The sequence below is a fragment of the Paraburkholderia sp. BGA-UO-ETr-F12 genome (assembly GCF_059567945.1).
Window position 1 is genome coordinate 90,115 of sequence record NZ_JCAQOZ010000057.1, and the last position, 17,949, is coordinate 108,063.

The window sequence follows — 17,949 nt, forward strand, 5'->3', positions numbered from 1 at the left end:
TTCCTGATCTGTCCGGTGACGGGCGGCAGGATTCCTGAATATTAAAACCAGGTCCGATGTAGGCAAGGATGGGGTCAATGAGTTTCATGAAGCGCCCAAATGATGTTCTCTTTCGCGTGCTGGTTGTCGTGGCGTCGGCGAGTCTCGCCACGCTGTGCCTGCTGGTGATCTATAGCGTGGTGATGCGCTATGTTTTCAGCGATGCACCGGATTTCGTCGAACCCATTGCGCTGCTGCTGGTGATCGTGATCGCCATGTTCGGCGCCGCGCTCAAGGTTCGCGAAGGCGGTCATATCGGGCTTGACTCGCTAGTCAAGAAATTGCCGCCGAAAGGCCAGGTGGTCGCGCATGCGTTCCAGCATCTTTGTCTGATCGTGCTGGCCGTGGCGATTTTCTTCGGCTGCCTGCAGATGGCCGAGACGACGATGGACGACAAGATTCCAATTCTCGGTCTTCCGGAAGCGCTTCGTTATGTGATCCCGGTTATCGCCAGCGCCTGCATCGCTCTGTTCTCGCTAGAGAATCTGCTGGGGCTTTTCGCACAGAAACACAAATAGAAGAATCATGGAACTTGCCATCCTCTCAGTTAGTTTCCTCGTTTTCCTCGTATTCGGGGTTCCTGTTTCGTTTGCGCTGGGACTTTCGTGCGTCCTGACTTATCTGTATGAAGGCTTGCCGGCGGCCACCGCCATGCAGTCGATGATTTCGGGGATGAATGCGTTTTCGTTTCTCGCCGTCCCATTCTTCATTTTCTCGGGCGAGTTGATGTTGCACGGCGGTATCGCCGACCGCATCCTGCGTTTCGCGCAGGCCACCGTGGGCCATTTCCGCGGCGGCCTAGGCATGGCGAACGTGGTTGCGTGCACGTTGTTCGGCGGCGTGTCCGGCTCGCCGACGGCAGACACGTCCGCGATGGGCGGCGTGGTCATTCCGCTGATGAAGCGTGAAGGCTACAGCGCGGCCTACGCGGTCAACGTGACGACCCATTCGTCGCTCGCAGGCGCGTTGATGCCCACCTCGACGAACATGATCATTTACGCGTTCGCGGCTCAAGGCATTACTGGCACGTTGAACGGTCAGCGGCTGAGCGGCGTGTCGATCGGCGATCTGTTGTTCTCCGGTCTGTTGCCGGTGCTGTGGGTGATGGGTTTCGTGCTTATCGCCGCGTACTGGCAGGCGGTCAAGTTCGGCTATCCGCGCCGTCCTGACGGCTCGACCGAATTGCAGCGTTTTCCCGGCTGGTTCGCGGTGGCCCGCACGTTTCTGGGCGCGCTGCCGGGCTTGATGGTGATCGCGATCATTCTGTTCTGCGTGGCAAGAGGGATTGCCACCGCGACGGAAGCGGCAGCCATTGCCGTGGCTTACTCACTCGTGTTGACCATCGTCGTGTATCGCACGATGACGAGGCAGAAGCTCTTTCATGCGCTGTCCAAGGCGGCTAAAACCACCGGCGTGGTGCTGCTGCTGATCGGCGTGTCGAACATGCTGCGCTACCAGATGGCCTATCTGGAGATTCCCGACGCAATCGAACACATGCTCGACGGCGCAACGAGCCACGCATGGCTGATGCTGCTTTACATCAACATCATCCAGATCTTCCTCGGCACCTTCGTCGACATGGCGGCGCACATCCTGATCACGACCCCGTTGTTCCTGCCGATGGCGATGCACGCCGGCGTGGGCCCAGTGCAGTTCGGGATCATGATCCTGCTGAACTGTGCGTTGGGGCTCGTGCATCCGCCGATCGGCTCGGTGCAGTTCATCGGTTGCGCGATCGGTAACGTGTCGATCGGTGAGACGACCAAGGTGGCGTGGCCTTACTACCTGGCGATCTTCAGCGCGATCAACATTGTGACGTATGTACCGTTGTTTTCGACGTGGTTGCCTAGCCTGATCAATGGCCACCCGGTGTTTTAACGCTTGATCAGGAGTCGGCGCCTGTAGAGGACTGCCAGACACGAAGAATAAGTTTTTTTACAGAGGAGCAGAAATGAAAAAGGCAATCGCAACCTCGGCCCTTGGGTTGGTCGCCCTCGGCGCGCACGCTCAGAGCAGCGTGACGTTGTACGGTATCGTCGATACGGGGATCGGCTATCAGAGCAGCCAGACGTCACTTGGTTCGACGTCGGGCGGCCGCTCGGTGATCAAGATGGTGAACGGCATCTGGGCGGGCAGCCGCTTCGGCCTGAAGGGCGGCGAAGATCTGGGTGGTGGCACGAAGGCGATCTTCCAGTTGGAAGAAGGCTTTAACAGTGCAACCGGCGCGCAGTCCGTTTCCGGCCTGGCGTTCAACCGTCAGGCGTATGTCGGCGTGACCAATGCCAGCTACGGTACGCTGACGGCAGGCCGCCAGTACACCTCGTACTACACGTTGCTGTCGCCGTATAGCCCGACCACGTGGCTGACGGGCGCTTACGGCGCACACCCGGGCGATATCGATTCGCTGGATACGCTGTACCGCGCGAATAACTCGCTGGTGTACACCTCGCCGAGCATGCATGGCCTGACGGTGAGCGGTTCGTATTCGCTGGGCGGCGTGGCAGGCAGGACCAATGCCGGCTCGACGATCAGCGCGGCGGTTCAGTACCTGAACGGTCCGTTCGGGATCGCGGCGGGCTATCAGCGCATCAACAACTCGACGCTGGGCGGCGGCGCGTGGGGGGCTGATTCCACGACCTCGAATGCCGGCGCGCAGACGGCTGTGTCGGGTATCAACAACGGCTACCAGACGGCGCAGGCGCAGCAGCGCGTGGCGGTGACGGGCGGCTATGCGTTCAGCTCGCAATGGGACATCTCGTTCTCGTACTCGAACGTGCAATACGTCCCGGGCGTGAACTCGGCGTTCCACAACGAGGCGATCTTCAATACGGCTGGCGCTGTGCTGCACTACAAGCCGCTGACGGCGCTGGACCTGGCCGCCGGCTATAGCTACACGCGCGCAACGCAGGCGAATGGCATTACGAGCGCGGCGAGCTATCAGCAGTTCAATCTCTCGCAGTACTACAGCCTCTCCAAGCGGACCGGCCTGTACGCGCTGGAAGCTTACCAACGTGCGGGTGGCCAGACTCTGGCTCCGAACAAGGCCGGTACGTCCACGAGCATCATCAACGCAACGGCCGACATCGGCGACGGTCAGAACGGCGCACCGTCCTCGTCGCGCAGCCAGTTTGCGGCAGGCGTGGGCATCATCCACCGGTTCTGATCGGTCTGGTGGCGTGGCGGCGTCTGCTGATGCCGCCACAGCGACGCGAGTCGAATACGCGTCGCCGAAAAGACCTGCTGCGCGTGCAATACGCGCAGCATTTTCACTTACCTCATGCGTCCGCTTCGGACCACAAACGCCCACCTGTTGCCCAGTTTTCGCGCTTGACGTCGGTCAGAATGATATCCACTGAGTTCGGCTCGACGCCGAGCGATTCGCAAGTCGCTTTGGTAATGGCCTCGACGAACTGACGTTTCTGTTCCAGCGAGCGGCCTTCGAAGAGTTCGATATGAAACGTGGGCATTGCGTGACTCCGTGGTGAATAGCGTAGCGTTGAAAAATGAATCTAGTCCCGGTACGTACGATCGAGCCGGTCGAGCTTGCGTAGCAAGGCGGGCCATTCCAGCGCGCCTTCGATTGCACCGCCGTCAAACAGTTGCTCGGCTGTGCGAGCGGCTACGGCATCGCTCGGCACGACGAGTTCGCTGCCGCACGCCTGCGCCTGCAACTGGATTTCGCAAGCCTTGATCAGCGTCGCCATCAACACATAAGCTTCGGCAATCGTGCGGCCGGCGGTGAGGGTGCCGTGATTGCGCAACAGCATGGCAGGTTTGTCGGCGAGATGCGCGACGAGCCGTTCGCCCTCGGCCGGCGTAAAGGCGAGGCCTTCGTAATCGTGATACGCGAGGTGGCCGTAAAAGCGCAGTGCGTGCTGCGACGCCGGCAGCAATCCGGCCGGTTGAGCGGAAACCGCCACGCCCGCGGTATTGTGCAAGTGCATCACGCAGAACGCGTCGGCGCGGGCCGCATGCACGGCGGCGTGCAGCGCAAAACCGGTGGCGTTGACCGGATGTTCGCTCGCGCCCACGACGTTGCCTTCGATATCGATCTTCACCAGGTTTGACGCGCACACTTCGTCGAACGCGAGACCGAACGGATTGATCAGGAAGTGGCCCGGTTCGCCGGGAATGCTGGCCGAGATATGCGTGTAGACCAGATCGTCCCAGCCGTTGAGCGCCGCGAGGCGGTAGGCGGCGGCCAGGTCGACGCGGGTCTGCTGTTCGGCTTCGGACCTCGGCCCTGCCTCGGTGACACGGCCGGTGGGCGTATGGGTGAACGACATGTGTGTCTCCTGAGATTGCCTGGTGGGTTCGGGCTGCGGTTGCGCCTAACCCGCGCGTCTGACCGATGCAGACGACGTTCCGGCCGAAGCCGGCGACGTGACACGCCGTCCGGTTCCGCCATGCGCGGCCGGTTCGGACACTGCCGCGGCATGCGCGAATCGGCCAGCGAGCCACTGCATGCTCCACGTCGCGAGTACGAACGGCGCAGTCATGGCCGGCAACGCATAGTAGGTGGCAGTCATTTGCAGCGCCACGGAAAGCATCACGCCCCCAAGCGTCGCCGCGATGCCGGAATCGGCCAGCGCGATCGCCGTCAGCACGCCATTGAATCCTAACAGGCCGGCGTCGAACGAGCCCGGGCTCGCGCCGAGCAACAGATGCGCGGCGCTTGCCAGGGCCGCGCCGGCCAGCGCCCACAACGCATGCCGTCTTGAAGCAGCCGCAATGCCGATCAACACGAGCAAGCCCGGCAGCGCGCCAGACGCAAAACCGGTTTGCGCGAATCCGGCGAGTACGCCGCTGCTCAATTGCGCCGCCCGAGGCGCGTGCTCTGTGAGGGAGAGTGTTTGCTGCGTGACGCGTGTCGCGAGCGGCAGCCAGAGCCACGTGACAATCAAACAGGGACTAGAGAAATAGCCGAGCCCACGCGCACGCAGCCAGCGCGACCACGGTTCCAGCAGCCACGCAGTCCCTGTCGCGGCCAGAATCGCCACAGCGGCGGCGGTCGCATTGTCGGCGATGAAACTGAATGCGGCGAGACCGGCCAGCGCACCATTAAAGCCGTGCAGGCCGGCCTGCGTGTCGTCTTCCGGAGATCCGGCCAACACCGCGCTGACGTTGGCCGCGACTGCGCCCATCAACGCCGCGCAGGCGAGGCGCGGATCGCATAGCAGCCATGCGGCGAGCAGACACGCGCCGGTGAACGCGTTCGGCTGCAGCACGATCTGGCCGAAACTGCGCAACAGGGTGCGCATGGCGGCGGATTGTGCTTCGGTTGCAGGGGCGAGCATGATCAGGGGCGGCGAATTCGAGGCGGCGTGACGCTGCCGCGTGCGGTTCAGACGCGCGCGGCGGGCCAGGTTGACGGTGAACCGCGAGCATAGGCCACTTGCCTCACGTCAGGCATCGTCAGATGTTGATAGTGGCTATTTGCGACACGTATGCTGGATGGCGCCATGAGCTGGAAAATCGCGCGTTCGGCGAATCGAAAGCTTTCGCGCTAGGATAAGAATCCGGCGCGCATGCCGTTCCGGTTCATTCCATTCCATTCCAGAAGGAGACTGACTGATGCGTGAACTACGGTGGGCATCGGAAGAGGGCGACGGTTTCGAACATCTTGCGTTCGAGGCGCGCGCGGACGGCTTCGCGGTGGAAAGCGTCCTGGTCGGGCAGCGCTACGGCAAAGCGTACGGCCTGCACTACAAGGTACGCAGCGACGAGCAATGGCGGACGATCTATGCGTGGCTGAAGATCGTCGGCGGCGCCGAGCTGGAATTGCACGGCGACGGTGCCGGCCATTGGCGCGATGGAGATGGCCACGTGCTGAAGGCGATTGAAGGGTGCCTCGATATCGATATCGCCGCCACGCCCTATACGAACACCTTGCCGATCCGCCGTCTGCAACTGGCCGAAGGCGAGCGCAAGCCGATTTCCGTCGCCTATATCTCGACGCCGGATTTGCAGGTCACGCGTGCCGAACAGGCGTATTCGTGCATCGAGTTGAATCGGGTGTATCGCTACGAAGGCATCTTCCGCAATTTCACCGCGGACCTGACGGTGGATGAAGACGGCCTCGTGATCGACTATCCGACGCTATTTACACGCCTGCCGCGCGAGCGTTGACCTGCGTCGAGGTGTCGGGACCGCCGCCTTCCGATGGACGCTGGACCTGGTGCAGTTCCACGAAGCGCTCGATGCCTGCCGCGATGCGTTCGGGCTCGCGCAGTACCACCCAATGACCGGCATCGATTTCGGTGCGGCCGTATGCACCGAGCCAGCCTTCGAGCCCCACGGAGAGCTCGGGCCCGACGTAGCGATCGCGCAGCGGCACGATGAATTGCACGGGCGCATGTGCATGGCGTGCACGTGGATGCAGCAGCCTGTCGATGAAATTGGCGCGGTAGAGATTCAGGCCGTTGATCGCGTTGCGCATTTGCGCGGGGTCCCGCTCGGGGCGCACCCGTTCCGTCAGGCGCAGCCATAACGGCCACATGCGTGCGCCGCCCGTACGCCATACCAACTCCGGCAGCAGCGGCAGGTGAAAGAAAAAGATGTACCAGGACTTGAGCGTTTGCCGAAGACTGCTGCCAAATGGGCGCTTTGTTGTCTGATGGACTCCGGGCTGTTCCGCACGCTCAACGCCGGCGGCTGAACTCGCGCCGCGCAAGCCGAACGACGCATGGTCGAGGCACGGTCCGGAGATCGACGTATACGACGCAATACGGCCTTTGAAGGCCGGGTCGGTGACGGCTTCCCAGCTTTGAATCGACCCCCAGTCGTGACCGACCAGGTGAAACGGCCGTGTGCCGCAGGTTGCATCGGCCACAGCCGCGAGATCGGCGGCGAGCCGCTCGAGCCGGTAAGCCGCGCGCGCTTCTGGCGCACCGGAAGCGCCGGCCCCGCGCACGTCGTAGCTGATGACACGGTAGCGCGCGTCGAGTTGCGCGCGCACCGGTTCCCACACCGCGGCCGAATCCGGATAACCGTGCACCAGCACGAGCGGCGGTGCGTCGCGCGGTCCGCTCACGTACACCGCGAGCCGCACGTCGCCGGCTTCGACCGACAGCGTGTCGCGTATCATGCGGCCGCCTGCACGCCGCGCCGGGCGGCTTTGCGGGCGCTTGGCGTGGCCGCGTTGGTGGCGTCAACCGCGGCCACGAGGCCGTCGATGCGCGATAGCTGCGCACGATTGTCGTGATCCCACGGATGGAAGCCTGGCCGGAAAAAGCTCAGCCACTCCCCGGCAATACGCGGAAACACGCCGTGGCGCGGACCGTACAGATACTTCACGACGCGCCACATGCCGCGGATATGGCCGCCGCGTTTGCGATCGGCGATCAGCAGGCGCACGTGGTAGTCGAACACGATCAGCCAGAAGGTCAGCGTGGTGGCGAGCATCGTGCCGGTGCGCAGCAGGTAGCGTCCGAGGCCGGGCTTCAGCACCGTATTCCACACGTCGTAGGAAACCGACTTGTGTTCGGTTTCTTCGAGCGCATGCCACGTCCACATCTGCGTATAGCCTTCGACCGACCCGCCGATACGCGATGCGTCCTCCAGCAGCAGGCCCGCCAGCATCGCGGTGTAGTGTTCGAGGCAGACCGTGACCGCGAGTTGATACGAATGCGGCAGGATCTTGCGGCCGAAGTTGAGAATCGCCCACAGGCGCTTGTCGAGCTTATGCGCCGGTAAGCCGGCTTCCTGCAGCAGATCGTTGTATTCGATGTGTTCGCGCGTATGCATCGCTTCCTGACCGATGAAGCCGAGCACCTGCTTCTTCAGCACGGGGTCGTCGATCTGGTCGCGGTAGTTGCGCACGCTGTCCATGAAAAAGCGCTCACCGGCCGGGAACAGCAGTGAAAGCGCGTTGAAGAAGTGGGTTACGTGCGAGCCCTGCACGTGCCAATCGCAGGCACGTTCCTGCGGTAAATTGAAACGGAGGTCGCGGCGAACCGGCATCATGGCCTTTCTCCTTGTGATCCTTTATATGCTGCTGAATGTGCTGATCGGACGGTCTGCATGGTGTGAGATGACGGTCTGCGCATCAGGCACGCCGCCCGTCCACTTGCGCGGCGCGGCGCGCGCGCTTTTCCGCAATGCGCTTCATGCGGCGCGTCTGCATCACGACCAGCGCCTGGTAGGCCGCCGGCAACGTACGAGCGAGCCAGTCGGCGGCGCGGGCGTCGCGGCCGATCAGCACGCGCCGCTTGTTCTTGCGCACGCCGTCGAGAATCACGCGTGCGGCTTCGTCGGCGGTGGTGATGAAAAACTTCTCGAAGTCGTCCTTGCCTTGCTGTTCGTTTTCCAGCATGAAGCCGACCATGTTCGATGAGATCCGGCTCGACTGCGCGATGCTCGTGCGAATGCCGCCCGGGTGCACGCAGGTCGCCGATACGCCGCACTTCATCAGATCGAGTTCCTGGCGCAATGCTTCCGTAAAGCCGCGCACGGCGAATTTGGTCGCGTTGTAGCCGCTCATGCCGGGTTGCGAGAACAGGCCGAATACGCTCGACGTATTGACGATGTGCCCCGCACCCGACGCCTTGATATACGGCAGAAACGCTTTCGTGCCGTGCACCACGCCCCAGAAATTGATGCCGACGATCCACTCCAGGTCGGCGTACTCCATGCCTTCGATGGTGCTCGACAGCGCGACGCCCGCGTTATTGAACACGAGGTTCACACGCTGATGCTGCGCGGCTGTTTCGGCGGCCCAGTCGAACATCGCGGCGCGGTCCGACACGTCGAGCACGCGCGTGGTGATGCACAGCGGCGAGCCGACCACATGCGGTGCGGCAGCCTGCGCGAGTTGCGCGGTTTCGGCGAGGCTCGTGGCATTGCGGTCGGCCAGCGCGAGGTGGCAGCCTTCGCGCGCCAACTGAATCGCGAGCGAACGGCCCATACCCGAGCCCGCGCCGGTGATGGCGGCTACTCTGTCGGTGAAGTTCTTCATTGGCTTATCTCCTGTCCTCTCTGAACGGTGCCTTGTCGTTATCGTTTTTCAGGTTGCTTCCGCCGACGTCGTCGTTGCATTGCCGTGCGCATGCACGGGCTGCGACTGCGAGCCCGGGTGTGCGCCCAGCGGCTGCGCCGCGGGCGAATACGCGAGGTAGTCGTCCATGCTGAAAGTGCGGGTTGCCTGGCGGAATTTGTAGGCGAATCCTGGCCACAGCGTGGTGTTCTTGCCGGTCTTCGGATCGAGATACCAGCTCTTGCAACCGCCCGTCGACCAGATCGCGCGGCCGAGTTTCTGCTGGATCTGTTCGTTGTAGGCGCGCTCGACGTGGGGGCGCACTTCGATCGCAGCGGCGCGCTCTGCGTTCATCGTCTTCAGCGCGCGCAGCACGTATTCGACTTGCGACTCGATCATGAACACCATCGAGTTGTGACCGAGGCCGGTGTTCGGGCCGACGATCATGAAGAAGTTCGGATAACCAGGCAGCGTCGTACCGAGATACGCATGTGCGCCATCGCGCCATGTGTCGACGATATCGATGCCGCCACGGCCACGCACCACGCCCGCCGGGAACGGATCGGCCACCTGAAAGCCGGTGCCGAAGATCAGGCAGTCGGCCGGATGGCGCGCGCCGTCGGTCGTGATCACCGCGTCTTCTTCTATGCGGGCAATGCCGGTGGTTGTCACGGACACGTTCTGGCGCGACAGCGCGGGGAAGTAGTCGTTCGAGATCAGGATGCGCTTGCAGCCCATCGTGTAGTTCGGTGTGAGCGTGGCGCGCAGTTGCGGATCGGGCACCTGGCGGCGCAAGTGCCGCTCAGCGACTTTCTGCGCGGTCTTCATCAGCGAAGGATGAATCGCGAAGCCGAAAGCGCGCGATTCGAGCATGCAGTAGAGCGCCGAACGCATGATCTTCTGCGTGAACGGTAGATGCCTGAACAGCCACTGCTCGAACGGCTTCACCGCGCGGTCGGCCTTCGGCATGATCCACGGTGGCGTGCGCTGGAACAGGTTCAGATGCGAGACGCGCGGCGCGATCTGCGGCACGAACTGGATCGCGCTCGCGCCGGTGCCGATCACCGCGACGCGTTTGCCTTCGAGCGGATACGTATGGTCCCAGTGCTGGGAATGGAACGCTTTACCCTTGAATGTCTCGATGCCCGGAATGTTCGGAATGGCCGCGCGCGAGAGTCCGCCCATTCCCGAAATCAGCACGCGGGCGGACCAGCGCTGGCCGTTTGCGAACGTCAGTTGCCAGCGGTGGCGGGTTTCGTCGTAGATCGCGGAGGCAAGTTCATGCCCGAAGCGCAGATGACGCTGAATGCCGAACCGTTGCGTGCACGCTTCCAGATACGCGCGAATTTCCGGCTGGCGCGCGAACATGCGGGTCCAGCGCGGATTCGGGGCGAAGGAGAACGAATAGACGTGGGATTGCACGTCGCAAGCGCAACCGGGGTAGTGGTTGTCACGCCAGGTGCCGCCCACCGAGTCGGCCTTTTCCGCGACGATGAAATCGGTCATGCCGGCCTGGCGCAACCGGATCGCCATGCCCAGGCCGGCGAAGCCCGAGCCGATGATGGCGATATCGGTTTCGATGGGCGCGGATGCAGTGGGCGCCGCGTCGTCGAGGGGCATCATGCGTGCGTTCATCCGATCCGTCTCCTTTTATTCGCTCTTAACTGTTACATTGGTTGATGTAACAATAGAGGCTGTCAACGGATGACGCAAGCAACGGGTTAGACGGGAAACTCTATGGAGCGGAGAAGGCCGTGGCGTAAGGCTCGAGCGCCCTTTGTCCTTTCAGACCGCCAGTGCCTACTTGCCCGCCAGACTGGCTGCCACCTCGCGGTTTTGCCAGACATTGTCCTTCACGGTGATTTTTTGCGGAATCAGATGCGCGCCGTAGAACGCGTCGGCGACGATCTGCTGCGAGCGCACGATTTCGTCGGTCACGGCGGTGGTGCCGTACGGATAGCGGCGCACCCAGGTTTCGACCAGCTTCTGATCCAGACCGACCTTCGGTGCGATCAGCGCGGCGGTTTCCACTGGATGGTCGTTGACCCACAGGCCGGTGACGCGAAGTTGGCCGAGAATCGCGCGGATTACGTCGGGATGCTGCTGGGCGAACTCGCTCGTGGCTTCATAGAAGTTATAGGGACTATTGAGCTCCGAGTAATCGACCAGCGCGCGTGCCTTCAGCGTCTGTTGTGCGGAGGCGTAATAAGGGTCCCAGATCGCCCATGCGTCGACCGTGCCGCTTTCGAAGGCGGCGCGCGCGTCGGCGGGGGCGAGGTAGACCGGGCGAACGTCTTCGTAACGCAGGCCGGCTTTCTTCAGTGCCTCGAGTAGCAGATAGTTCGAACTCGAACCCTTCTGCAACGCGACACGCTTGCCCTTCAGTTCCGCCACGCTGTGCAGCGTCGAATCGCCTCGGACCAGAATCGCTTCGGCATGACGCCCCGAGGGCTCCGCGCCGACATACACGAAGCGCACGCCGCCGGCCTGCGCGAACACGGGCGGCGGCGCGCCGGTATAGCCGAAGTCGAGGCTGTTCGCGTTCAGCGCTTCGAGCAATTGCGGGCCGGCCGGAAATTCGAACCACTTGATGCTGTAGCCGAGCGGTTTGAGCTTTTCGTCGAGTGAGCCTTGTGCCTTGAGGATCGCGAGCAGGCCCGACTTCTGATAACCAATGCGCAGCACGTTGGCCGGCTCGTTAGCCTTGCCGTTGCTGCTCTGGGCGTTCGCGCTCAAGGTGGCGAGCGCCGCCAGCAAGGTGGCGGCGATGTGAAGCGAAATACGGGTATGACGGGCCATCCTGCGAATCTCCATTGCGTTCGATCGATCGAAGATCGTCGCACGGACATCCCGCCGATCAAACGAAGCAATGCAGATTTGAATATGACGCGCGCGCGAACGCGGAGTGACTATTTTCTGGATTTATCTTTCTTCGCCGCGGTGGCTTCGGCCGGATGACCGAGCTTCTTTTCCATGATCGCCGCGACGCGGTCGCCGAGGTAATCGCCGGAAGCCTCTTCCAGCGCGCGGTTCATTTCGCTTTCGACCAGTACCATCGCCAGCGGCCGCACCCGCCAGATTGCGTCGACGAGCGCGGGCACGTCGGCAGGCGGCGGCAGCGCGTCGGCGTCGTAGCGGTCCAACTGGCGGACCACCAGGTCGACCAGTGCCTTGGCGACCGCCTGAAAATGCGGCCGGGCGACGCCCACGGCGTCGAGCAGGTCGGCGAGCGGAATGCCTTCCTTGGCCATGGTCGCGCCGGCGGCCAGCGCGGTGGGGTTGCCGGACACGAAGGAGAGGCCGTCGCGCTCCAGCAAACCGAGATCGACCGCTTTGCCAAGCGCGCTCGGCGAGGCTTTGTCGCCGAACATCTGCAGCAGTTCGAGCAGCGAGTATTTCTTTGGCCGTTCGCGCGACCAGCGTCCGCCGATCGCGGTTTCAAGGCCGAGGATCGAACGCAGATCGTGGCCTTCGTCCACCGCCATGATCAGATCCTGAATGTTCGCGAGCGTGTAGCCGCGCGTGAGCAGATGGTTGATCAGCTTCAGACGCGACACATGCGTGTCGTCATATACGCCGACGCGGCCGCGCTTTTCCGGTGGCGCAAGCAGGCCGCGGTCCTGATAGGCGCGCACGTTGCGCACCGTGGTGTCGGTGACGCGCGCGAGTTCGTCGACCGTGTATTCGTTGCGCGGCGCGGCGCCTGGCGGGACGCTCGAGGCGTCGGGCAAGGGCGGAAAGGGGGGCGGCGTATTGGGCATGGAGGGATTTTAACGCGGTGGCCAACCCGGCGGCGAGTTTGGCGGCGAGTCCGGCTGGCAACGCGATGATTTGCATGGCTCCCGGCGCGGTGCGTCGCGATATGAATCTTCATCGGCATTCAGGACACTGACGGAACGTGAAATGCCGGAATGCCTGGGCGTGCCGTTGGACGACGGGCCGGTGACTTACACCGCGGTGCTGCGCAAGCGGCCCTGACCTTGAGGGACGAATTGAAACCAGCGGCCGGGCTTCAGCCGCGTTCCTGCGCGATGTCGTCCGGCGCGGTCGAATCGCCGGCCCCCAAGGTCCGTTGCATCAGCGTGGTGTCGAGCCAGCGGCCATGCTTGAAGCCCACCGCCTTTAATGTGCCGGTCAATTCGAAACCCAGTTGCGCATGCAGGGACAGCGAGCCGCCGCTGCCGCCGTCGGCGATCACGGCGATCATCTGGCGCCACGGTCCGGTTTCGCAGCGTTCGATCAGCGCCTGCAATAACACGCGTCCCAGTCCTCGTCCGCGATACGCGTCGTTCACGTAGATCGAATCCTCGATCGTGTTCCGATACGCGGCGCGCGGCCGGTATGGCGTCGCGTAGCAATAGCCGGCGACTTCGCCGTCGATCTCGGCCACCATGTACGGCAACCCATGACTGTGCACCGAAGCGAGCCGCGTACGCAGATCGTCGACGGAAGGCGGGATTTCTTCAAACGAAGCGACGCCGGTCAACACGTGGTGGGCGTAGATCGCCTGGATCGCGGGCAGGTCGGCTTCGGTGGCGTCGCGGATCAGCGGGGCGGGCAGTGGCGTCGGGGCGGGGCGGGTGGTGCTCATACGTGTTCCTGTCATGGCCGCTGAATCTGTGAATACGTTTTACTATGCCCGCCGCGCCCGCGAATTTGAAGCGCGTCAAAAATCGCCACGATCTAGAGGCAGTATGGGCGCATGCATAAGTGAGCGGCACGGTCCGCGCCCCGCGTGGCGTGCCCGGCCACACGTCGCGGCCGGGCATTACGGATTCTCGTCGCGCAGCAGCCGGCGCGTGGCGGCCGGCGTGTGATGTGTGGTGCGTTGCGCCGGTCAGTTGTGCGAGTAGGTATCCGGTTGTTTCACATGCCCGCGGTAATGCCGGTGGCGCTTTGCCTTGTGCTTTGGCTTGGCCTTGGGGCCGCTTTTGGCTGGGGCATGGTCAGCGGGCTGCGGTTGCTGCTGGGCTTGCATCGGTTGCGGCTGTTGGGTCTGCGTGCCCGGCGTGGGTGCCGGATGGGCATTGCCGGACGGCAGCGTGCTCTGGCCTTCGCCGAAGCGAAAGGTTTGCGAGGTTTGCGCGTACGCGGTAGCGGACAGCGTCAGGGCGGCGAGTGCCACGCAAATCGAAAACTTCATGAATCCATCCTCCTTCTGAACGAGCCGCTGAGGATACCGCAATGCGGCCTTTGGCTTTTTCGGCGCGTGCAGGCGGTCGCGCCTGGACGGCGTGGGCCGCTGCGCCCGCACCTCACGCGCCCGCTTGCGGAAACACCGGTTCGCCAAGCGTGAGCATCAACCGGTTGGCCCACGCAAAGATCGCGATCGCGTGAGTCAGGTCGAGAATCTCCGCCTGCGTCAGGCCATTCGCTTCGAGGCGCCTGATAGCGTCTGCGTCGACATTTTCAGGGTGATCGGTCAGTTCGATCGCGTACTGAATGATCGCTCGCTCGCGCGCCGTGGTGCCGGCGCTCGACGGGTCTTCGAAAACCTCTTCGATTGCGTCGGTCCGTTTCGCGAGCTGGCCGAATCGTTGTGCATGCACCGAAGCGCAATACACGCAGCCGTTCACGCGCGAGACCACGGTGCTGGCGAGTTCGCGCTCGGCGCGCGGCAAGCCGCCTGGTGCATACATGATCGCGTTGAAAACGCCGGAGCGTTGCCGCAGGATTTCCGCCTGCTGGACCAGCAGGAGATAGTAGTCGGAGGTCTTCGCGTGCGGATGGCTTTCATCGAGCACGGCCAGCTGCTCGGGCATGGCGTTCTCGAGGCTGACCGTGTCGAGCCATGCGCGCCAGCCAAGCGTATCGAAGGTAAAGCCGTTGAACCGGTCAGCCGGCGATGCACTGGTGTTCACCTGGTTCATGCTGCCTCCTGGGCGGCGCGCAATGCCTTCAGGCCCGCTACCACGCGCAATTGATAAGTGACGAATGCAATCAGTTGGGACAGCGCGACGATGCCGCGTGTCGTGATCCCGGTTTGTTGCAGCGTCCGCAGATGCTCGGGGCGTGCTTCGACCGGCCTGAGCACCAATAGCTTGACGTGAGAAAGGATGGCGATCAGGCGCGCGTCGGCGGTGGGGTCGAGCGTACCCGCTTCGATTGCATCGAGCGTGACCCGCTGTGCGCCGGCGGCGATCAGCTTCGCCGTGTAGGCGTCGGCGAGATCGTCGGCCAGTGAGAGACGGGCGGCATGCCATGCGGCAAACAAACGCTCGTGCAGCGACAGATCGGGCAACGCCGGATCGAACAGCGCGTCTTCGCTGCGTTGCGTGTGCAGCGCGACCTTGTCGCGGGCATGGCGCAGCGCGGCGAGCGGGCTGCCCGCTTGCAGGCCGGCGAGGGTGTCGATGGTATCGACAGTGGCGGTGCCGGCGACGTCTGAAAGTGCGGACGATTGGGTCTGTGACGCGAGGTCGGTCATATCTGCTCCGGCGGGTTAATCAGTGTTTTCGGCGGGATCGTTAGCGGCATGCTCTGCTTGCAGATGAGCGCGCGCAGTGCCGGACGATGCATCCGCATCCGTCCATTCATCCCCTTGTAACTCCGCTTTATCGAAGGCGACCAGCGCCTCGTAGTGGCGCTCGCGATCCGCGTCGAACAGGCGGCTCGCGATGCCGCGTGCGAGGCGCTGCGCGCCTTCGCTGATCGCGGGGATGTCGCCGGACAGCTTTCCATGGCTAAGGCTCGCCGCATGATTGAAGCAATGAATCTGCGTCAGCGCCGCACAGGTGCCGGGTTTGCGCTCCTGAAATGCGAACGCGTCGCCGAGGTCCGGCGACTCCGCCAGTTCGTGCGAAGGCAGCGACGGATCCGCGCGATAGCGGTCTTTCCAGCGCCGTACAAAACCGGCGAACGGCGCAAACTCGGTACGCGTGGCGATATCGGAGTGAAAGCCGGTCGCGAAGATCAGAAAGTCCACCACGTAATGGCCTTTGGGTGTTGTTACCGCGAGCGCGCCGTCGAGTTCGTCGAGCGCCGCCACCGGACTGCCGACATGAAAGCGGGCATTGGCATGGCGTGAAACCCGCAGCACGCTGTCTCGCGGCGGTGGCGTCTGCTCGGTCTGTGCATAGTGCAGAAAGCGCCACTTCGATGCGTCGTCGAGATCGGCGAAACCATGCACAAGCCCCGGACTGCCGATGCCGGTCAGCTTGTTCACGCGTGGAATGTCGTCGCGGCGGATAAACAGATCGACGCCGGCCGCCCCCGCTTCGAGCGCGGTCGCGGCGTTGTCGAAGGCGGACGCCCCCGCGCCGACGACACCGACACGTTTGCCGGCGAGCGCGGCGAAGTCGATTGCCTCCGCCGAATGCGCCCAGTAGCGGCGCGCAACCGTATTGGCGATCACCGGTACGAATGGGCCGCCCAATCCGTCACGGCCGGTGGCGAGCACGACATGCCGCGCGAGCAGCGTGCGCCGCGCGCCTGCTTTCCTGAGATCGTGCAGATCGAGTTCAAGCAGACCGTCGTCGCGCGGACGCAGCGAGGTGAGCGCGGTGTCGTTCTGCACCGGCAGATCGAGCACTTCGCGATACCAGCGCAGATAGTCCATCCATTGGGTGCGCGGAATCTTGTAGAGTGCCTCCCACGCGGGTTCGCCGAATTGCGCTTCGTACCACGCGCGAAATGTGAGAGCCGGCATGCGCAGCGCGGGACCCGTGAGCTGCTTGGGCGAGCGCAGCGTTTCCATGCGCGCGAACGATACCCACGGACCTTCGCGTCCCGGTGCTGCGCGATCGAATACCCGCAGATTGTCGACGCCCAGCCAGCGCAATTCCGCCGCCGCGGCGAGCCCCGCCATGCCGCCGCCGATCACCGCGACATCGAGTACGCGTTCGGCACCGGCGAAACGTGGCGGGACCCAGGAGGGCGCGGGTAATTCCAGCCAGCGCAGATCTTCACGCAAGCGGGCTTCGAGATCGGCAAGGCGATTCATGCTGTGTGTTCCGGATGTTTGGTGCGCGTACGAGCGGCACGCGTTTCGCGTTGCAGCAGTGCGTCGTGTTGCTGGGGCGGATGCAGGACCACGCCGTCGAGCAGTTCGCGGGTCGCATGTTCGATGGCTTGCAGCAACGCGTCGACGGCGGCGCGGCGCGGTTTGCCCGCCGGCGTGACGGCGCCGAAGAAGAAAGGAATCGCGCAATCGAGCGGCCGCGCCGTGACGCCTTCGATGGGCAGGCCGAGTCCGGTGGCGGGGTCGACGATTGCGACGCAGGCGCCCGCGCGAGCGGCCATCACCGCGTTCAGCGATGCATTGGTTTCGAGAAACACGTCGGCGGCGATGTGCGCGGCCGCGAACGCTGCGTCGATCCGATGCCGTAGCCGGAAACGGTTCGCCACGGTGACGATGCGCCGTTTCGCGAGATCGCGCAGCGTGATATGCGGCAGCGTGGCGAGCGGGTCGCCGCTCTGCATCAGTGCCACGCAAGGCGCCTCGGCGATCCAGTGGATGTCGAGTCCCGCATGCCCGATCGGCAATGTGACCAGACCGATATCCGCGGTGCGGGTCAGCACTTCATGCACGACGTGTTCAGCCGACAGGCTGCGCAACTGGAATTGCGGTGCGTGCCCGAGCGGCGGCAGCATCGCGATGGCAGGCGGCACGATCGACGCGGCCAGCGCGGGCGTGGCCGCTACACGCAGCGGTTCGGCTTCGCCGAGACCGATGGCGCGCGCCCGCTGCTCGATGGTCTTCAACCCGACCAGCGAACGCTCGACTTCTTCGTAAAGCAGAAACGCACGATGCGTCGGCGTGACACGCGGCCCATTGCGATTGAACAGCGCATAGCCGAGATCCGCTTCGAGCTCCTGAATCTGGCGTGTGACGGCCGGCTGCGAGCGTTCAAGCAAACGTCCCGCACCGGTGATGCTGCCGGCGGACATGACCGCCGAAAAGGCTTCGAGTTGATGCAGCTCCATGACGCGCCCTG

The 17,949-nt window shown here is 63.6% G+C and carries 19 protein-coding genes; 4 read left to right on the plus strand and 15 right to left on the minus strand.

Translation table 11 applies throughout. The features are described from left to right. Positions 1-77 precede the first annotated feature (77 nt). From AC57B6_RS27165 to AC57B6_RS27175, 3 genes are all read left to right on the plus strand, one after another. Positions 78-557, plus strand: coding sequence for a TRAP transporter small permease (locus AC57B6_RS27165; protein WP_030100837.1), 480 nt, complete (start codon positions 78-80; stop codon positions 555-557). 7 nt (positions 558-564) lie between these two features. Then, entirely contained in the window at positions 565-1,917 is a 1,353-nt protein-coding gene (locus AC57B6_RS27170) for a TRAP transporter large permease (RefSeq protein ID WP_496422479.1), read from the plus strand. A 73-nt stretch (positions 1,918-1,990) separates the two neighbouring features. After that, the gene (locus AC57B6_RS27175) at positions 1,991-3,202 is read left to right on the plus strand and encodes a porin (protein ID WP_028197344.1); all 1,212 of its coding nucleotides are present in this window, start codon (positions 1,991-1,993) and stop codon (positions 3,200-3,202) included. 112 nt (positions 3,203-3,314) lie between these two features. Here the strand turns inward: AC57B6_RS27175 and AC57B6_RS27180 are convergent, their stop codons facing one another. Genes AC57B6_RS27180 through AC57B6_RS27190 form a run of 3 tightly spaced genes read right to left on the minus strand, consistent with a single transcriptional unit; the run spans position 3,315 to position 5,336 of the window. Beyond that, complete coding sequence (locus tag AC57B6_RS27180) at positions 3,315-3,548, minus strand: 4-oxalocrotonate tautomerase (RefSeq protein WP_255246789.1); 234 nt, start codon at positions 3,546-3,548, stop codon at positions 3,315-3,317. Then, a complete protein-coding gene (locus AC57B6_RS27185; RefSeq protein ID WP_496422480.1) occupies positions 3,549-4,325 on the minus strand; it encodes a class II aldolase/adducin family protein in 777 nt (258 codons plus the stop codon). Positions 4,326-4,370: 45 nt separating this feature from the next. Continuing rightward, positions 4,371-5,336, minus strand: a complete 966-nt coding sequence (locus AC57B6_RS27190; RefSeq protein WP_496422481.1) for an urea transporter — start codon at positions 5,334-5,336, stop codon at positions 4,371-4,373. A 277-nt stretch (positions 5,337-5,613) separates the two neighbouring features. Between AC57B6_RS27190 and AC57B6_RS27195 the strand changes: the two genes are divergently transcribed. Further along, the gene (locus AC57B6_RS27195; protein WP_178370123.1) at positions 5,614-6,168 is read left to right on the plus strand and encodes a putative glycolipid-binding domain-containing protein; all 555 of its coding nucleotides are present in this window, start codon (positions 5,614-5,616) and stop codon (positions 6,166-6,168) included. Here the strand turns inward: AC57B6_RS27195 and AC57B6_RS27200 are convergent. From AC57B6_RS27200 to AC57B6_RS27255, 12 genes are all read right to left on the minus strand, one after another. Then, positions 6,143-7,126 (minus strand): alpha/beta fold hydrolase, encoded by a 984-nt coding sequence (locus AC57B6_RS27200; protein ID WP_106353290.1) that lies wholly within the window; start codon positions 7,124-7,126, stop codon positions 6,143-6,145. The genes AC57B6_RS27195 and AC57B6_RS27200 overlap by 26 nt on opposite strands. Next, complete coding sequence (locus tag AC57B6_RS27205; RefSeq protein WP_028197339.1) at positions 7,123-8,004, minus strand: metal-dependent hydrolase; 882 nt, start codon at positions 8,002-8,004, stop codon at positions 7,123-7,125. Before AC57B6_RS27205 ends, AC57B6_RS27200 begins: the two co-directional genes overlap by 4 nt. Before the next feature lie 82 nt (positions 8,005-8,086). Further along, complete coding sequence (locus AC57B6_RS27210) at positions 8,087-8,995, minus strand: SDR family NAD(P)-dependent oxidoreductase (RefSeq protein ID WP_496422482.1); 909 nt, start codon at positions 8,993-8,995, stop codon at positions 8,087-8,089. Positions 8,996-9,043: 48 nt separating this feature from the next. Beyond that, positions 9,044-10,648, minus strand: coding sequence for a flavin-containing monooxygenase (locus tag AC57B6_RS27215; RefSeq protein ID WP_496422483.1), 1,605 nt, complete (start codon positions 10,646-10,648; stop codon positions 9,044-9,046). Between the two features lie 165 nt (positions 10,649-10,813). Continuing rightward, positions 10,814-11,812, minus strand: coding sequence for a sulfonate ABC transporter substrate-binding protein (locus AC57B6_RS27220; RefSeq protein ID WP_046570824.1), 999 nt, complete (start codon positions 11,810-11,812; stop codon positions 10,814-10,816). Positions 11,813-11,922: 110 nt separating this feature from the next. After that, entirely contained in the window at positions 11,923-12,774 is an 852-nt protein-coding gene (locus tag AC57B6_RS27225; protein WP_028197335.1) for a MerR family transcriptional regulator, read from the minus strand. A gap of 251 nt (positions 12,775-13,025) precedes the next feature. Then, a complete protein-coding gene (locus tag AC57B6_RS27230) occupies positions 13,026-13,604 on the minus strand; it encodes a GNAT family N-acetyltransferase (protein ID WP_144193721.1) in 579 nt (192 codons plus the stop codon). Between the two features lie 246 nt (positions 13,605-13,850). Further along, complete coding sequence (locus tag AC57B6_RS27235; protein ID WP_144193722.1) at positions 13,851-14,156, minus strand: hypothetical protein; 306 nt, start codon at positions 14,154-14,156, stop codon at positions 13,851-13,853. 112 nt (positions 14,157-14,268) lie between these two features. Continuing rightward, on the minus strand, positions 14,269-14,883 hold the full coding sequence (locus tag AC57B6_RS27240; protein ID WP_496422484.1) for a peroxidase-related enzyme: 615 nt from the start codon (positions 14,881-14,883) through the stop codon (positions 14,269-14,271). Beyond that, positions 14,880-15,440: a CMD domain protein gene (locus AC57B6_RS27245; RefSeq protein WP_496422485.1), complete on the minus strand. Its 561-nt coding sequence runs from the start codon at positions 15,438-15,440 to the stop codon at positions 14,880-14,882. Before AC57B6_RS27245 ends, AC57B6_RS27240 begins: the two co-directional genes overlap by 4 nt. Before the next feature lie 15 nt (positions 15,441-15,455). After that, on the minus strand, positions 15,456-16,955 hold the full coding sequence (locus tag AC57B6_RS27250; protein ID WP_496422486.1) for an NAD(P)-binding domain-containing protein: 1,500 nt from the start codon (positions 16,953-16,955) through the stop codon (positions 15,456-15,458). After that, positions 16,952-17,938 (minus strand): LysR family transcriptional regulator, encoded by a 987-nt coding sequence (locus tag AC57B6_RS27255; RefSeq protein WP_046570817.1) that lies wholly within the window; start codon positions 17,936-17,938, stop codon positions 16,952-16,954. Before AC57B6_RS27255 ends, AC57B6_RS27250 begins: the two co-directional genes overlap by 4 nt. Positions 17,939-17,949: the final 11 nt, after the last annotated feature.

Excerpts from the sequence above, each read along its gene's own strand:
- AC57B6_RS27240 (WP_496422484.1), bottom strand. The coding sequence starts at position 14,883 with ATGAACCAGGTGAACACCAGTGCATCGCCGGCTGACCGGTTCAACGGC.
- AC57B6_RS27220 (WP_046570824.1), bottom strand. The coding sequence starts at position 11,812 with ATGGCCCGTCATACCCGTATTTCGCTTCACATCGCCGCCACCTTGCTG.
- AC57B6_RS27175 (WP_028197344.1), top strand. The coding sequence starts at position 1,991 with ATGAAAAAGGCAATCGCAACCTCGGCCCTTGGGTTGGTCGCCCTCGGC.
- AC57B6_RS27195 (WP_178370123.1), top strand. The coding sequence starts at position 5,614 with ATGCGTGAACTACGGTGGGCATCGGAAGAGGGCGACGGTTTCGAACAT.
- AC57B6_RS27225 (WP_028197335.1), bottom strand. The coding sequence starts at position 12,774 with ATGCCCAATACGCCGCCCCCCTTTCCGCCCTTGCCCGACGCCTCGAGC.
- AC57B6_RS27190 (WP_496422481.1), bottom strand. The coding sequence starts at position 5,336 with ATGCTCGCCCCTGCAACCGAAGCACAATCCGCCGCCATGCGCACCCTG.
- AC57B6_RS27215 (WP_496422483.1), bottom strand. The coding sequence starts at position 10,648 with ATGAACGCACGCATGATGCCCCTCGACGACGCGGCGCCCACTGCATCC.
- AC57B6_RS27210 (WP_496422482.1), bottom strand. The coding sequence starts at position 8,995 with ATGAAGAACTTCACCGACAGAGTAGCCGCCATCACCGGCGCGGGCTCG.
- AC57B6_RS27200 (WP_106353290.1), bottom strand. The coding sequence starts at position 7,126 with ATGATACGCGACACGCTGTCGGTCGAAGCCGGCGACGTGCGGCTCGCG.
- AC57B6_RS27230 (WP_144193721.1), bottom strand. The coding sequence starts at position 13,604 with ATGAGCACCACCCGCCCCGCCCCGACGCCACTGCCCGCCCCGCTGATC.
- AC57B6_RS27170 (WP_496422479.1), top strand. The coding sequence starts at position 565 with ATGGAACTTGCCATCCTCTCAGTTAGTTTCCTCGTTTTCCTCGTATTC.
- AC57B6_RS27250 (WP_496422486.1), bottom strand. The coding sequence starts at position 16,955 with ATGAATCGCCTTGCCGATCTCGAAGCCCGCTTGCGTGAAGATCTGCGC.
- AC57B6_RS27255 (WP_046570817.1), bottom strand. The coding sequence starts at position 17,938 with ATGGAGCTGCATCAACTCGAAGCCTTTTCGGCGGTCATGTCCGCCGGC.
- AC57B6_RS27165 (WP_030100837.1), top strand. The coding sequence starts at position 78 with ATGAGTTTCATGAAGCGCCCAAATGATGTTCTCTTTCGCGTGCTGGTT.
- AC57B6_RS27235 (WP_144193722.1), bottom strand. The coding sequence starts at position 14,156 with ATGAAGTTTTCGATTTGCGTGGCACTCGCCGCCCTGACGCTGTCCGCT.
- AC57B6_RS27185 (WP_496422480.1), bottom strand. The coding sequence starts at position 4,325 with ATGTCGTTCACCCATACGCCCACCGGCCGTGTCACCGAGGCAGGGCCG.
- AC57B6_RS27205 (WP_028197339.1), bottom strand. The coding sequence starts at position 8,004 with ATGATGCCGGTTCGCCGCGACCTCCGTTTCAATTTACCGCAGGAACGT.
- AC57B6_RS27245 (WP_496422485.1), bottom strand. The coding sequence starts at position 15,440 with ATGACCGACCTCGCGTCACAGACCCAATCGTCCGCACTTTCAGACGTC.